Origin of the sequence: Mycobacterium sp. SMC-4 (assembly GCF_025263265.1) — a bacterium.
Taxonomy (GTDB): Bacteria; Actinomycetota; Actinomycetes; order Mycobacteriales; family Mycobacteriaceae; genus Mycobacterium.
In genome coordinates, this window is record NZ_CP079869.1 from 4,591,279 (window position 1) to 4,604,765 (window position 13,487).

Genomic DNA, 13,487 nt, shown 5'->3' on the forward strand with positions numbered 1-13,487 from the left:
CCCGCCCTAGGCTGCGCTGACGACGTGCTGGCGGGCCGGTTCGCTGCGGTAGCGACTCGGCGGTCCGTCGATCTTGCAGATCCGCCACATCAGTTTCGCCAGTGGATTCATCAGCCCGGTGTCGTGACAGAGCATCCGGACATCGCCGAACATGTCACGCAGGAACTGCCGGGCAGCGGGCGTGCCGAAGAAGATCTCCTTCTTGACCGAGCGCGGAATGTCGAACTCGCGCCAGAACGACTTCGGCGGTACCACGATCGCCTGGCACAGGATCCGCATGATGACCGGAACATAGAGCGACAACATGAACCGCTCCGCACGACCCAGGTGAGGCACCCGCTTGCGCAGATACTCGTGGGCGAACGAGATGTGGCGGGCCTCCTCGGCCACGTGGATGGCCATCACGCGCTCCATGATCGGATGCAACGACTTGCCTTCGCGCAGCACGGCTTTCTGGGTGTGGTCGATGGGCTCTTCGCCGGCGAGCACACCGAAGAAGAACGGGACCGGCCTGGGACCGGCCACCAGCGGGATCACCTGGGACAGCCACTTGAGCACGCGGGGCATGCCGGGTACATCGACACCGATGCGGTTGACCATCTCCTGGAACATCATCGTGTGGTTGCACTCTTCGACCGACTCGTGCAGGCAGTACCGGTACTCGGGTGACCCGTTGGGAACCCAGAACGCGTAGTTCATCAAGCCGCGGATCAGGATCGACTCGAAGTGCAGACCGACCTTGGCAACGTTGGATTGGCGCCACATCCCGATCTCGATCTGACGCTCGACCGGTTGGGCCTGGTACCACGGGTGCCGGCCGATCGGGTCCGTCGCGGGCAGGATCCACCGCTCGTCGTTGGGGATCACGGAGAACTCCGGTGAATCCCAGTCGATGTCGGTGTACGGATTGAAATTGCGCCGCACCGACCCTTCGGACAGGGTCTGCAGGGTCTCGGCATACGCTCGGTCCTCCGGACCGTCACCGATTTCCATGTTCTTTCGCCACCGGCGCACGAGGCGCGTACGTGCGGTCTTGACTGCCATGGGGTGGCCTCCCGTCACTCGGGGCTGGTTTACATTCGTCGGGTTGATGTCTAGTAACAGTACCCACGGTCCCAGGAATTAACCAGGCTTTTCTCGACGCTGTGCCCCAACCGGGTAATCCGCATCACATGTGACGCACATCACTGGGTTGTGTGCGTCACGCCGATCGCCGGCCACGTCGGATGCGTCGATCGGTGGCGATTCGCAACCGCCTGACCGTCGGTTTTAGGCTGACCACCATGGCCGAGAAACTGACCATCCCCGCCGACCTCAAACCCGCCGACGGCCGCTTCGGCTGCGGACCGTCCAAGGTGCGTCCCGAGCAGCTCCAGGCGCTGGTCGCCGCCGGTCACCTGTTCGGCACCTCGCACCGGCAGGCGCCGGTCAAGAACCTGGTGGGTCGGGTTCGCGACGGACTACGTCAACTGTTCTCACTGCCCGAGGGCTACGAGGTGGTCCTCGGCAACGGCGGCTCCACCGCGTTCTGGGATGCCGCCGCGTTCGGCCTGGTAGACCAGCGCTCCCTGCACCTGACCTACGGAGAGTTCAGCGCGAAGTTCGCCTCGGCGGTGGCCAAGAACCCGTTCGTCGGCGATCCGATCGTCGTCAAGGCCGATCCGGGCAGCGCACCCAGTCCGCAGTCCGACCCTTCGGTGGACCTGATCGCCTGGGCACACAACGAGACCTCGACAGGTGTGGCCGTTCCGGTGCAGCGACCCGACGGGTCGGGCGAGGCGTTGATCGCGATCGACGCCACCTCGGCGGCCGGCGGCCTGCCCGTCGACATCACCCAGGCCGATGCCTACTACTTCGCGCCGCAGAAGAACTTCGCCGGTGACGGTGGCCTCTGGATCGCGATCCTGTCGCCGGCCGCGCTGGCCCGGGTCGACGCGATCGCCGGCTCCGGACGCTGGGTTCCGGAGTTCCTGTCGCTGCCGATCGCGATCGACAACAGCGTCAAGAACCAGACCTACAACACGCCGGCGATTGCGACCCTGCTGCTGCTCGCCGAGCAAATCGACTGGCTGCTGGACAACGGTGGGCTGGACTGGGCGACCGCCCGCACCGCCGACTCGTCGTCGCGGCTCTACACCTGGGCCGAGTCGTCGACGTTCGCGACCCCGTTCGTCACCGACCCTGCGCTGCGCTCCCAGGTCGTCGGCACCGTCGACTTCGCCGACGACGTCGATGCGGCCGCTGTCGCCAAGACGCTTCGCGCCAACGGCGTCGTCGACACCGAGCCGTACCGCAAACTCGGCCGCAACCAGCTGCGGGTCGGCATGTTCCCGGCCGTCGAACCCGACGACGTCAGCGCGTTGACCGCATGCATTGATTGGGTCGTCGAGCGGCTCTGAAAGACGCGGCGGCATCGCCGCGTGTCACCGCCGGTTACGGATCGGTAACGCAGTAGGGTGACCTGGATATCGGGCTAGGCGCCAGCCCGGAGGAGGTCGCAATGAGAGAGCTCAGAGTCGTCGGACTCGATGTCGACGACACCCGCGGCACGCGGATCATCTGCGAAACCGATGAGCCCGCGGAGAAGTTCATCCTGCGTTCCGATGAGCGTCTGAGGGCTGCCGTGCGCGGCGACCGCGCCGCGTCGAATCAAACCACGATCAATGTCGAGGTCCCGAACATGCTGCGACCCAGGGAAATCCAGGCGAGGATCCGGGCCGGCGCCTCGGTCGAGCAGATCGCCTCGGCTGCCGGGGTGGACCCGGCCCGGGTCGAACGGTTCGCTCACCCTGTGCTGCTGGAACGCGCCCGCGCTGCCGAACTGGCCACCGCCGCACACCCGGTGCTGGCCGACGGCCCCTCGGTGCTCACCCTGCTGGAGACTGTCACCGCCGCGCTGATCGCACGGGGCCTGGACCCCGATTCCACCACCTGGGACGCCTGGCGCAACGAGGACAGCCGCTGGACCGTGCAGCTGGCCTGGACGGTGGGCCGCTCTGATCTGCAGGCCCACTTCCGCTACGCGCCCGGCGCGCATGGCGGCACCGTCACCGCCTTCGACGAGAACGCCGCCGAGCTGATCGACCCGAACTTTACCCGCACGCTGCGCCCGATCGCGCCGGTTGCCCAGCTCGCACTCGAAGAGCCCGAGGCACCACCCGCGCCGGTGGCCAAGCCCGAGCAGCCGGCACCGGCACAACAGCAGACACCCGACCCGCAGCCGCCCAAGACGGTGGCCAAGGCGCGCCCCCGCAAGGCCCGGCCGGCGGTGCCGGCATGGGAAGACGTGCTGTTAGGCGTTCGCTCCAGCGGCGGCGAGCGCTAACAAGGCCACCCACGCGCCCGCCACGCCGACACCGCCGCCGAGCACGAACCACCGCCACACCGGGCGCCGACGCCAGCCCCAGACCGTCGGCGCCAGCCCCCCGACGGCGACAAGATTGAGACCAGCGGCCAACAGCGGATGCACCCGTGCCAACCCGATGCTGAGCACGATGACCGCGGTCGCAATGACCGCCGCGACGAACGCGGCAACCGTGAGCCCCGTAGCCCACGGCGTCGAGTCTTCGCTCACGGGGTCACCGTAGCCCGGAGCCGGTCGCGCTCGTAGAACGCCAACGCCGCGGCGGTCGCGACGTTGAGCGAGTCGGTTCCCCGCGACATCGGGATCCGCACCCGCACGTCGCTGGCGCGCATCGTCGACTCCTGCAGCCCCGGGCCCTCGGCGCCGACCAGAATCGCCACCGGTCGGTCCGCCCGCAGTGGCATCGCCTCGGCCAGGGTCGCCGCGCGCGGATCAGGCGTCATCGCCAGGATCGCGAAACCCTTCTCGCGCAACAACTCCACATCGGCCGGCCAGTTCGCCGCACGAGCAAAGGGCACCAGCAGTGCATGCCCCATCGACACTCGCACCGCACGCCGGTACAACGGATCGGCGCATCCGCTGCCGAATACCACCGCGCCCACCCCCAGCCCCGCGGCATTGCGGAAGATCGAGCCGAGATTCTCGTGGTCGTTGACGCCTTCGAGCACCACGACGGTGTGCGCACCGGCAACCACCCGAGCGACCGTCAACTCGGGCGCCCGCGACGCCGACGCGAGCACACCGCGGTTGAGGTGGAAGCCGACCACGTCGGCCATCACCTCGGCGCTGACCCGGTAGAACGGCACATCGACGCCGTCCAGACCGGATCCGAGTTCGTTCAGCCGTCGGTCGGTGCCCAGCAACGCGCGCGGGCTGAACCGTGAGGCCAGCATGCGTTGGACCACCAGAACGCCTTCGGCGATCACCAGGCCCTTGCCGCTGGGCAGGTCGGGACGACGATCGACGCTGTTGAGGTCCCGGAAGTCGTCGAGGCGGGGATCTGTCGGATCCTCGACGTCGATGATCTCAATGGCTTTGCCGGTCATGCCGTTTCGTGTCCCACCGGCGCTCCTTCACGGCGTCGAGACTACCCAGGCCCGACGCGGGATCCGATACCGTGGTCGACAATGGACGAAACCGTGCAGCCGCCCGCACTGCCGGCGCCGCTACTGTCGCCGTGGCCGATGATCGCGGTGATCGGCCTCGGCTGGGTGGTCGCTGCGGTGCTGGCGTTCACGGTCGACGCGTTACACAGCTGGCGACCGGTCACCCTGGCCGGGCTCGGTGTGACAGTGGTTGGCACATCGATTTTTCTGTGGCAACGTCACGCCGTGCGCCGCGGATCGCGCGGCGCCCAGCGCGGCTTGACCTGAACGACACGAAGGAGAAAGCGCCATGCCAGCGCCCAAACTGCAAGCCCAGATCGACATCAACGCCCCGGTCGAGAAGGTCTGGAACCTGGTGTCGGATGTCACCAAGATGCCGCAGTGGAGCCCCCAGTGCCGGTACATGAAGGCGCTCGGCGGCGTACGCCCGGGTGCCCGGACCATCAATTTCAACCGGCGCGGTCTGCTGTTCTGGCCGACGACCTCACGCATCACCGAAGTGGTTCCGGAGCAGAAGCTGGCTTTCCGGGTCAACGAGAACAACACGGTGTGGACCTACGAGCTGGAACCCACCGAAGCCGGGACCCGGCTGATCGAGACCCGGCACGCCGAGAACGGCACGTCGGCGATGTCGAATTTCCTGATCAACCGGCTCATGGGTGGTGTGCCCAGTTTCGAGGACGAGCTGGTCGACGGGATGAACGCGACGCTGACGCGGATCAAGAACGCCGCGGAAAACTAACTGTCGCCCGGGTTGACGAAGTCGAGCACGCCGTCGTCGAAAGGGTCGTGCAGCGGCGAACCGGCCCCCTGCGGGACCGGGGTGTCGGAGTGCGCTCCGCACCCGTACTCAGCGTCGACGACGTGGCCGTCGGCGGCGAGCTCGTTGGCACACACCCCGAACAGAACGCCCAGTGCGCCGCCGAGCGGCACGTAGAACCCGCAGTCGCGGCACACCCGCCGCGTGGAGCGGGCCATCGCCGAACCGGGCCCGAATTCGCCGTCATGCCAACGCTGTGCGGCGTCGTTGCGTCCCCACAAGCTGAGGACCTGACGACGACCCAGCCCGACTTCCAGCGCGACGTCGTCGACCAGCGGATCGCCGGTGGCGACGTAGCCCGGTGACAGGCGGGGGTCGTCTGCGGGCGGAGCGAGCAGGTCGCCCGGGCTGAGGTCGCCGGGACGGACGCGCTCCTCCCAGGGCACCCACTTGGGCGCCAGCAGCGCGGTGGGCCCGGGTACCAGCACGACCTCGCTGATGGTGGCGTACTGGGCGCCGGGACAGGCAGCCACCACGACCGCCCACTGCCATCCCCGGTAGCCAGGCATCTCGGCCAGGAACCGGTGGGTGGCCGAGGTGGGATCCTCGAAGCTCGCGCCGAGATATTCGCCGACGGTCTGCTCGCCGCTACCCTCCACGATCGCGGAGCGTGCATCGTCGACCGCCCCCAGGAGTACCGCCGCCACATCGGGGGGCACGTCCTGGGCCGGTGCCACGTCAGGCTGAGACTCGGTCACGCTGTCCATCGCCCCCAATACTGCCCGAAGACGACCCACGGAAGCCACACCGGTCGGCTGCGCGCCGACAGTCGGCGGTATGGGGGAGAATCGATGCGTGAGCGCCGATCGACCCGACCAGCACGACCCCGAAGGTCGGTACGGCGCCCGCTACTACCCCCCGCGACCGCCGGCCGGCGAACATCCCGGGATGGCCAATTACCCCAGCGACCCGGCTCCGGGACCCGCTGCACCGCGGCCGCACAGCTCGACCGGCGCGAACGGAAACCGCTGGCTGCCACCGCTGAACGACCGGGGCGAGCACCGCGGCGGCGGCCGCCGATTCGACACCGAACCGGATCGTGCGCGTCCCGGATCGGCCGAGCGGGTGACCGTGACGCGGGCCGCCGCCCAGCGCAGCCGCGAGATGGGCTCGAAGATGTATGGCCTGGTGCACCGGGCCGCCACCGCCGACGGTGCCGACAAGTCCGGATTGACCGCGTTGACGTGGCCGGTGGTCGCCAACTTCGCCGTCGACGCCGCGATGGCGGTGGCACTGGCCAACACGCTGTTCTTCGCCGCCGCCACCGGGGAGAGCAAGAGCCGGGTCGCGCTCTACCTGTTGATCACCATCGCGCCGTTCGCCATCATCGCGCCGCTGATCGGCCCGGCACTGGACCGCCTGCAGCACGGTCGGCGGGTCGCGCTGGCCGCGTCGTTCGTGTTGCGCACCGTGCTGGTGCTGGTACTCATCGCCAACTATGACAGCGCCACCGGCAGCTTCCCGTCGTGGGTGCTTTACCCGTGCGCGCTCGGGATGATGGTGCTGTCGAAATCGTTCTCCGTACTGCGCAGCGCTGTCACCCCCCGCGTCCTGCCACCGACCATCGATCTGGTGCGCGTCAACTCCCGGCTGACCATGTTCGGCTTGCTCGGTGGCACTTTGGTCGGCGGCGGTGTGGCCGCCGCCGCCGAATGGGGGTTCCAGCTCCTCCAGATGCCGGGAGCGCTCTACGTCGTCGTCGCGGTGTCGGTGGCCGGCGCAGCACTGGCCATGCGCATCCCAAGGTGGGTCGAGGTCACCGAGGGTGAGGTGCCCGCCACCCTGAGCTACCACGGTCACTCGGCCGGTCACTCGGCGGGCCGCTCCGGTGACCTCCGCCGCGATGCGGCCGACCCCGTCACGCAGAAGGCCCGCCAGCCGCTGGGCCGCAATGTCATCACCGCGCTGTGGGGTAACTGCACGGTCAAGGTGATGGTCGGCTTCCTGTTCCTCTATCCGGCGTTCGTGGCCAAGGCGCACGACGCCAGCGGGTGGGAACAGCTGCGCATCCTCGGGTTGATCGGGGCGGCCGCGGCGATCGGCAACTTCATCGGAAACTTCACCGCGGCCCGCCTCCAGCTCGGGCACCCGGCACAGATGGTCGTGCGCTGCGCGGTCGCGGTGACGGCCATGGCGCTGGCTGCCGCGGTGACCGGCAACTTGCTCGTCGCCGCGGCGGCCACCCTGATCACCTCCGGCGCCAGCGCCATCGCGAAGGCCTCCCTGGACGCGTCGCTGCAGGACGATCTGCCGGAGGAGTCGCGGGCCTCGGCCTTCGGCCGATCGGAGTCGCTGCTCCAGCTGGCGTGGGTCGCCGGAGGAGCCACCGGGGTGCTGATCTACACCGACCTGTGGGCCGGATTCACGACGATCACCGCAATCCTGATCCTGGGCCTGGCCCAGACCGTCCTGAGCTATCGCGGGGAGTCTCTGGTTCCCGGATTCGGCGGCAACCGTCCGGTGCACGCCGCCCAGGAAGGTGTCCGGGCAGACCCGGCGGCGGTGTCCCGCTCATGAAACGCGTGCTGGCCTCGCTGATCGCCGTCGCGGTGGTCGCGTCGGTGGCCACCGGGGCACTGGTACGGCAGCTCTCCCGCCACCACGCTGCTCATGGGTCGGACCTGCCGCAGATCTCGGCATATTCTCACGGCAATCTCACCCGGGTCGGGCCCTACCGGTTCTGCGAGGTGCTCAACCCCACCGACTGCATCGTGCCCGCTGAGCAGGGCGAACTGCCCGTCACCGGCCGCTACCCCGTGCAGTTGTCGGTGCCGTCGGGGATCGCCCAGGCACCGTGGGTGCTGCTGCGGGTCTATGAAGACGACGCCATCACCGAGGAGTTCCGTCCCGGGACCCGGCTGGCAGCGACCATCCCGACCCTGGACCCCTTCTTGGGGCGACTGACAGGTATCGCCGTGCATCTGCCCACGCTGGTCCGCGACGAGGAGGGCAACGAGTTCCCGGTGCCCCACGCCGAATGGTCGGTGCGCACCGTCTGGTCTTAGCCGGCCGAATGCTCGAGGGGAACACGTTCGCCCTCGAGCGTCGGACCGGGGGCCGTGCCCTCACCGAACGGCTTGCCGCCCAGCGCCTCCCGACCGTGCGGGGTCAGCCAGTCGGACAGGTCCGGGCCCTTAGGGACCACGCCGGTGGGATTGATGTCCGAGTGCACGATGTAGTAGTGCTGCTTGATCTGCACAAAGTCGATGGTGTCGCCGAATCCCGGCGTCTGGAACAAGTCTCGGGCGTAGGCCCACAACACCGGCATCTCGGTGAGCTTGCTGCGGTTGGTCTTGAAGTGACCGTGGTAGACGGGATCGAACCGGGCCAGGGTGGTGAACAAGCGCACGTCGGCCTCGGTGATGGTCTCACCGACCAGGTAACGACGATCGGCCAGTCGTTCGCTGAGCCAGTCCAGGGCGGTGAACAACCGGTCGTAGGCCTTTTCGTAGGCGCCTTGGGAACCCGCGAAACCGCACCGGTAGACGCCGTTGTTGACCTCGGTATAGATGCGCTGCGCCACCTCGTCGATCTCGTCGCGCAGGGGTTCGGGGTAGAGCTGCGGCGCCCCCTGCCGCTGGTAGTCGGTCCACTCTGTGGACAGGTCAAGAGTGATCTGGGCGAAGTCGTTGGTCACCACGGCACCGCTGGGGATGTCCACGATCGCCGGCACCGTGACCCCTTTGGGGTAGTCGGGGATGCGTTTGTCGTAGGCCTCGCGTAGGTACTCGATGCCCAGGACCGGGTCCCGGCCGCCAGGGTCCAGGTCGAAAGTCCAGCTGCGGTCGTCATGAGTCGGGCCGCAAAAGCCAATCGAGAGAACATCTTCGAGGCCCAGCAGCCTACGCACGATGATCGCGCGGTTGGCCCACGGGCAAGCGCGCGCGACGATGAGCCGGTAACGGCCCGGCTCGACCGGGTAATGGTCGCGCCCGTCAGCGGTGATCCGGGTGGTGATGTAGTCGGTGTCCCGATTGAACTCGCCGTCTGAGGACGAGTCGGCAACGTAGCTCATGGACCACTCATACCCCGCCCGTGCTCCGGTGACCCGCGAAAGTGCTGACCGGGTAGTGACAAGCGAAACCCGACGACGACCAGTGCACTCTGGCGACTTCGGACAGTCAGCTGTCCAGTTCGCTCGCCACGGCTCGGACAACCTCCGACACCCGGCGGGCCACCTTGCGATCTGGGTAGCGCCCCTTGCGCAGCTCCGGTTGCACAGCACTCTCCAGCAGCGTGATCATGTCCTCGACCATGCCGTGCAACTCGTCGGGAGTGTGCTTCTTCTTCTCCGCGGCCGCGGCTTCGCGGCGGGTCCGGCTCAGGCTCGGGGGTGGATCGATCAGCTTGACGCTGAGCGCCTGCGGACCACGCCGCCCGGCGGCCACACCGAATTCGACACGCTGCCCGGCCTTGAGTCCCTCGACACCGGCGGGCAACGCCGAAGAACGCACGTAGACGTCCTCGCCGTCTTCCTGCGAGAGGAACCCGAAGCCCTTCTCCGCGTCGTACCACTTCACCCGGCCGGTCGGCACTGCACTCACCTGCTGTCTGTCTGCTGTCAACACTTCGTACCTGACGGGTACATAAAGTAAGCGTCCCGCATTCCCGGGACGCGTCGTGCAAGATCCTACTCGGACGCCCGCACGGCAAGCACCCCCTTATGTCGGTAGGCTGCTGGCACCGCCGGAGGAAGATAATGCGCCTGATACTCAACGTGATCTGGTTGATCTTCGGTGGACTGTGGCTGGCTTTGGGCTACCTGCTCGCCGCCCTCATCTGCTTCGTCCTGATCATCACGATCCCGTTCGGGTTCGCGTCGCTGCGCATCGCGCTCTACGCTCTGTGGCCGTTCGGCCGGACCATCGTCGACAAACCAGGCACCCGCCCCGGTGCTTTGATCGGCAACATCATCTGGATCATCGTTGCCGGAATCTGGCTGACGATCGGGCACATCGTCAGCGCGGTGGCCATGGCCATCACCATCATCGGAATCCCGCTTGCCCTGGCCAACCTGAAGATGATCCCGGTCTCGCTGATGCCGCTGGGCAAGGAGATCGTCCCCGTGGGCACTGTGAATCCGGCCGACGACCGGTACTTCGGAGCCGCCCGGTGACCGTCGTATCGCTGGGAGTGCCGTCGGTCCACCGACCTGTGGGCCCCGCACCCGTTGACGGCCCACTGGTCGACACCTACGGCCGCGTGGCCACCGACCTGCGCGTGTCGCTGACCGACCTGTGCAACCTGCGGTGCACCTACTGCATGCCCGCCGACGGCCTGGACTGGCTGCCGGCCGACCAGAAGCTGCACGCCGACGAACTGGTTCGTCTGCTGCGCATCGCGGTCACCCGCTTGGGCATCACCAGCATCAGGTTCACCGGCGGCGAGCCGCTGGTGGTGCCACACCTGGAGGACCTGGTGGCCGCGACCGCCTCGTTGCGTCCGCGCCCGGAGATCACGCTGACCACCAACGGAGTCGGGCTGGCCAAGCGGGCCGGCCCGCTCAAGCAAGCGGGTCTGAACCGTATCAACGTGTCGTTGGACACCGTCGATGCGGCGCGGTTCGCGGCCATCACACGCCGGGACCGGCTGACTGACGTGGTGGCAGGGCTGCGAGCGGCCAAGGGCGCCGGTCTGGACCCGGTCAAAGTCAACGCCGTCCTCGACCCGACCTCCGGGCTCGACGACGCGGTGTCCCTGTTGCGTTTCTGTCTGGACCACGGGTATCAGCTGCGCATCATCGAGCAGATGCCCCTCGATGCCGGCCATTCGTGGCAGCGCGACCGGGTCCTGACCGCCGAGGCGATTCTGAACGCTTTGCGCCGGCACTTCGCGCTGCAACCGGACTCTGCTCCGCGTGGTTCGGCGCCCGCCCAGTTGTGGCAGGTCCTCGATGGAACGACGGTCCTGGGCAAGGTCGGGATCATCGCTTCGGTGTCTCAGGCTTTCTGCGCGACCTGTGACCGCAGCCGGCTCACCGCCGACGGGCAGGTGCGCAATTGTCTGTTCGCGCGGGACGAGACCGACCTGCGTGCGCTGCTGCGCTCGGGGGCCGACGACGCGGCCCTGGAGGCCGCCTGGCGCGAAGCCATGTGGACCAAGGCCGCTGGGCACGGAATCAACGACCCGGACTTCGTTCAGCCGGCCCGGCCGATGAGCTCGATCGGCGGATGAGAGTGCGATCAGATGTCTCGGTGCGGGTCACGGTGCGCTATTTCGCGGCGGCCCGCGCAGCGGCCGGCGCCGAGGCCGAGCGTATCGAGTTGCCTCCCGGGTCGACCGTCGCCGATTTGGTGAGCCTGCTGTCCGACCGCGATCACCAGTTGGCCACGGTGTTGCGGCGCTGCTCGTATCTTTGCGATGGATTGGCGGTCCGGGACACCTCGACCGAACTCGGCGCAGGCCAGACCGTCGACGTGCTTCCACCGTTTGCCGGGGGTTGATGCCCCGACCGCCGCAGTCTATTCCGTGATTTACATCACATAACAGCACGGTCACGGGATGGCTACGACGGGACGAACTCACCGCGCACCTGCAGGAACGACGATCCGTCCTGCGTATTTAGAGTTTTTTTAGTATTTGCCCGGGTCGTGGACACGGCGCCGAGCAAAAGGTGACGGCGTCTGAACCAGCCGTTACCGTCTTCACCGGGCCATCGATCCCCACATTTCGATGGACCTGCCGCACACCGATTGCGCCGAGCTCCATCCGTCGGCGTGCGGGACCCCAGACACACCATGGATGGAGGCGGGGGACCCACCGGTCCACCGAGATACGGGACCAGGAGCCGATTTCGGCTCCTTGGGGTGAAGCCGGCAGCACGCCGGCCGGGCTACCTCTTGAGTCCGAACCCGACAGCTGACCTCGCGGGCGCTCAACGAGAGGACCACACGCACATATGAGTGGACGGCATCGCAAGCCCGCCCCTTCTGCTGTCAACGTCGCCAAGATCGCCTTCACCGGCGCTGTGATCACCGGTGGCGGCCTGGCCCTGTCCGGGACGGCCGGCGCGGCCACCGACGCCGAGTGGGATCAGGTTGCCCGCTGCGAATCTGGCGGCAACTGGGCGATCAACACCGGCAACGGCTACCACGGCGGACTTCAGTTCGCGCCCGGCACCTGGTCCGGCCACGGCGGCGGCGAGTTCGCCCCGGCCGCGCACATGGCCACCAAGGAAGAGCAGATCGCCGTCGCTGAGCGCGTGTTGGCTACCCAGGGCAAGGGAGCCTGGCCGTCATGTGGCGGGCCGCTGTCCGCGGCGACTCCGCGCAACGTGGTGGCCGAAGAGCCGGCCCCGATCCACCCGCTGGGCCTCGACGGCGTGGTGCTGCCCGCGTCGCATACCGATCCGTTCGCACCGCCTCCCCCGCCGCCTGCACCAGAGATGGCACCACCGCCGGCCGCGCCGCTGGACGCGCCACTGCCCCCACCACCGGCCCCCGACATGGCACCGGCACCGATCGACCCCTTCGCACCACCGCCGGCCGCCCCCCTCGACGCGCCACTGCCCCCACCACCGGCCCCCGACATGGCACCGGCACCGATCGACCCCTTCGCACCACCGCCGGCCGCCCCCCTCGACGCGCCACTGCCGCCCGTCGAACCGGATGTCGTGACGATCGCCGACTGGGACACCCAGAGCCCGGCACCGGCCGATCAGCCGCAGCTGTGGTCGGTGCAGGCCGGCCAGGTCGGCAACGTGCCGCTGCAGCCCGCGCCGGCCAACCCGGCACTGCCGCCGCTTCCACCGGCCCCCGCGCCCGCCCCCGCCGTCGCAGCCCCCGCGCCGACCGACCCGTTGGCCCCGCTGTCCGCCGTCGAGGTGCCCGCTGCCGCGTATGACCTCGCCAACCAGGCCGTCACCGGCAACGTGACACTGCCCGAGGGCGTTCCGCACCTGGCCAGCCCCGACAACCTTCCCCCGGGCACCACGATCGACCGGGCGCAGGTGCCGGGCGACAGCGCCAATGTCACCTACCTGCGGGAGATTTGGCACGCAATCCAGACCCAGGAGATTTCGGGGAGGGACGCCCTGCTGGCGCTCACGCAGCGACCGCTGACGACGCCGGATCCGGGTGGGCTGCCGCCGAACCCGCCGGCACCGGTGGTTCCGCCGGCAGGTGCTCCGGCACCGGTGCTGCCGGCGCCGGTTCTGCCGCCTGCCTGATCAGGCCGCTGCCTAACCGCCTTATCAGGC

Annotated in this window: 16 protein-coding genes and 1 riboswitch; of the genes, 10 read left to right on the forward strand and 6 right to left on the reverse strand. The window is 68.3% G+C overall.

The window, feature by feature from the left end; genetic code table 11:
- Window positions 1-6: 6 nt before the first annotated feature.
- A complete protein-coding gene (locus KXD98_RS21895) occupies window positions 7-1,044 on the reverse strand; it encodes a diiron oxygenase (RefSeq protein ID WP_260760396.1) in 1,038 nt (345 codons plus the stop codon).
- 239 nt (window positions 1,045-1,283) lie between these two features.
- Here KXD98_RS21895 and serC point away from each other — a divergent pair, with 239 nt between their 5' ends.
- Complete coding sequence (gene serC, locus KXD98_RS21900; RefSeq protein WP_260760397.1) at window positions 1,284-2,399, forward strand: phosphoserine transaminase; 1,116 nt, start codon at window positions 1,284-1,286, stop codon at window positions 2,397-2,399.
- 101 nt (window positions 2,400-2,500) lie between these two features.
- On the forward strand, window positions 2,501-3,325 hold the full coding sequence (gene sepH, locus KXD98_RS21905; RefSeq protein ID WP_260760398.1) for a septation protein SepH: 825 nt from the start codon (window positions 2,501-2,503) through the stop codon (window positions 3,323-3,325).
- Here sepH and KXD98_RS21910 read toward each other — a convergent pair.
- Together KXD98_RS21910 and KXD98_RS21915 are read right to left on the reverse strand one after the other, a co-directional pair.
- Window positions 3,293-3,574 carry a DUF2537 domain-containing protein gene (locus KXD98_RS21910; protein WP_260760399.1) on the reverse strand — a complete coding sequence of 94 codons (282 nt, stop codon included), beginning with the start codon at window positions 3,572-3,574 and terminating at the stop codon, window positions 3,293-3,295. The genes sepH and KXD98_RS21910 overlap by 33 nt on opposite strands.
- Window positions 3,571-4,410, reverse strand: a complete 840-nt coding sequence (locus KXD98_RS21915; protein ID WP_260760400.1) for an RNA methyltransferase — start codon at window positions 4,408-4,410, stop codon at window positions 3,571-3,573. Before KXD98_RS21915 ends, KXD98_RS21910 begins: the two co-directional genes overlap by 4 nt.
- A gap of 81 nt (window positions 4,411-4,491) precedes the next feature.
- On the opposite strand from KXD98_RS21915, the gene KXD98_RS21920 reads away from it, so the two are divergent.
- Both KXD98_RS21920 and KXD98_RS21925 read left to right on the forward strand, forming a co-directional pair.
- Entirely contained in the window at window positions 4,492-4,737 is a 246-nt protein-coding gene (locus tag KXD98_RS21920; RefSeq protein WP_260760401.1) for a DUF2530 domain-containing protein, read from the forward strand.
- A 22-nt stretch (window positions 4,738-4,759) separates the two neighbouring features.
- Complete coding sequence (locus tag KXD98_RS21925; protein ID WP_260760402.1) at window positions 4,760-5,212, forward strand: SRPBCC family protein; 453 nt, start codon at window positions 4,760-4,762, stop codon at window positions 5,210-5,212.
- Here KXD98_RS21925 and KXD98_RS21930 read toward each other — a convergent pair.
- Entirely contained in the window at window positions 5,209-5,997 is a 789-nt protein-coding gene (locus tag KXD98_RS21930; RefSeq protein WP_260760403.1) for a DUF3027 domain-containing protein, read from the reverse strand. The two genes, KXD98_RS21925 and KXD98_RS21930, sit on opposite strands and share 4 nt — an antisense overlap.
- Before the next feature lie 70 nt (window positions 5,998-6,067).
- On the opposite strand from KXD98_RS21930, the gene KXD98_RS21935 reads away from it, so the two are divergent.
- Both KXD98_RS21935 and KXD98_RS21940 read left to right on the forward strand, forming a co-directional pair.
- Complete coding sequence (locus KXD98_RS21935; RefSeq protein ID WP_396881820.1) at window positions 6,068-7,807, forward strand: MFS transporter; 1,740 nt, start codon at window positions 6,068-6,070, stop codon at window positions 7,805-7,807.
- Window positions 7,804-8,295, forward strand: coding sequence for a DUF2771 domain-containing protein (locus KXD98_RS21940; protein WP_260760404.1), 492 nt, complete (start codon window positions 7,804-7,806; stop codon window positions 8,293-8,295). The genes KXD98_RS21935 and KXD98_RS21940 overlap by 4 nt, the downstream gene beginning before the upstream one ends.
- On the opposite strand, the gene KXD98_RS21945 is transcribed toward KXD98_RS21940, so the two are convergent.
- Window positions 8,292-9,305, reverse strand: a complete 1,014-nt coding sequence (locus tag KXD98_RS21945; RefSeq protein WP_260760405.1) for a glutathione S-transferase family protein — start codon at window positions 9,303-9,305, stop codon at window positions 8,292-8,294. The genes KXD98_RS21940 and KXD98_RS21945 overlap by 4 nt on opposite strands.
- A 106-nt stretch (window positions 9,306-9,411) precedes the next feature.
- The gene (locus KXD98_RS21950; RefSeq protein WP_260765349.1) at window positions 9,412-9,825 is read right to left on the reverse strand and encodes a cold-shock protein; all 414 of its coding nucleotides are present in this window, start codon (window positions 9,823-9,825) and stop codon (window positions 9,412-9,414) included.
- A 164-nt stretch (window positions 9,826-9,989) separates the two neighbouring features.
- On the opposite strand from KXD98_RS21950, the gene KXD98_RS21955 reads away from it, so the two are divergent.
- The 4 genes from KXD98_RS21955 to KXD98_RS21970 all read left to right on the forward strand — a co-directional run bounded on the left by KXD98_RS21955 (window position 9,990) and on the right by KXD98_RS21970 (window position 13,457).
- Window positions 9,990-10,406, forward strand: a complete 417-nt coding sequence (locus tag KXD98_RS21955; protein ID WP_260760406.1) for a YccF domain-containing protein — start codon at window positions 9,990-9,992, stop codon at window positions 10,404-10,406.
- Window positions 10,403-11,464 carry a GTP 3',8-cyclase MoaA gene (gene moaA / locus KXD98_RS21960; protein WP_260760407.1) on the forward strand — a complete coding sequence of 354 codons (1,062 nt, stop codon included), beginning with the start codon at window positions 10,403-10,405 and terminating at the stop codon, window positions 11,462-11,464. Before KXD98_RS21955 ends, moaA begins: the two co-directional genes overlap by 4 nt.
- Window positions 11,461-11,733, forward strand: coding sequence for a MoaD/ThiS family protein (locus KXD98_RS21965; RefSeq protein ID WP_260760408.1), 273 nt, complete (start codon window positions 11,461-11,463; stop codon window positions 11,731-11,733). Before moaA ends, KXD98_RS21965 begins: the two co-directional genes overlap by 4 nt.
- A gap of 242 nt (window positions 11,734-11,975) precedes the next feature.
- Window positions 11,976-12,179, forward strand: a riboswitch (cyclic di-AMP (ydaO/yuaA leader).
- A 9-nt stretch (window positions 12,180-12,188) separates the two neighbouring features.
- Entirely contained in the window at window positions 12,189-13,457 is a 1,269-nt protein-coding gene (locus tag KXD98_RS21970) for a transglycosylase family protein (protein ID WP_260760409.1), read from the forward strand.
- The last annotated feature ends 30 nt before the right edge of the window (window positions 13,458-13,487 follow it).

What these genes read in the sequence shown, in the direction of transcription:
- KXD98_RS21970 (WP_260760409.1), top strand. Translation starts at nt 12,189, where the DNA reads ATGAGTGGACGGCATCGCAAGCCCGCCCCTTCTGCTGTCAACGTCGCC.
- KXD98_RS21935 (WP_396881820.1), top strand. Translation starts at nt 6,068, where the DNA reads ATGGGGGAGAATCGATGCGTGAGCGCCGATCGACCCGACCAGCACGAC.
- KXD98_RS21965 (WP_260760408.1), top strand. Translation starts at nt 11,461, where the DNA reads ATGAGAGTGCGATCAGATGTCTCGGTGCGGGTCACGGTGCGCTATTTC.
- KXD98_RS21940 (WP_260760404.1), top strand. Translation starts at nt 7,804, where the DNA reads ATGAAACGCGTGCTGGCCTCGCTGATCGCCGTCGCGGTGGTCGCGTCG.
- KXD98_RS21920 (WP_260760401.1), top strand. Translation starts at nt 4,492, where the DNA reads ATGGACGAAACCGTGCAGCCGCCCGCACTGCCGGCGCCGCTACTGTCG.
- KXD98_RS21945 (WP_260760405.1), bottom strand. Translation starts at nt 9,305, where the DNA reads ATGAGCTACGTTGCCGACTCGTCCTCAGACGGCGAGTTCAATCGGGAC.
- KXD98_RS21895 (WP_260760396.1), bottom strand. Translation starts at nt 1,044, where the DNA reads ATGGCAGTCAAGACCGCACGTACGCGCCTCGTGCGCCGGTGGCGAAAG.
- KXD98_RS21925 (WP_260760402.1), top strand. Translation starts at nt 4,760, where the DNA reads ATGCCAGCGCCCAAACTGCAAGCCCAGATCGACATCAACGCCCCGGTC.
- KXD98_RS21930 (WP_260760403.1), bottom strand. Translation starts at nt 5,997, where the DNA reads ATGGACAGCGTGACCGAGTCTCAGCCTGACGTGGCACCGGCCCAGGAC.
- sepH (WP_260760398.1), top strand. Translation starts at nt 2,501, where the DNA reads ATGAGAGAGCTCAGAGTCGTCGGACTCGATGTCGACGACACCCGCGGC.
- serC (WP_260760397.1), top strand. Translation starts at nt 1,284, where the DNA reads ATGGCCGAGAAACTGACCATCCCCGCCGACCTCAAACCCGCCGACGGC.
- KXD98_RS21955 (WP_260760406.1), top strand. Translation starts at nt 9,990, where the DNA reads ATGCGCCTGATACTCAACGTGATCTGGTTGATCTTCGGTGGACTGTGG.
- KXD98_RS21915 (WP_260760400.1), bottom strand. Translation starts at nt 4,410, where the DNA reads ATGACCGGCAAAGCCATTGAGATCATCGACGTCGAGGATCCGACAGAT.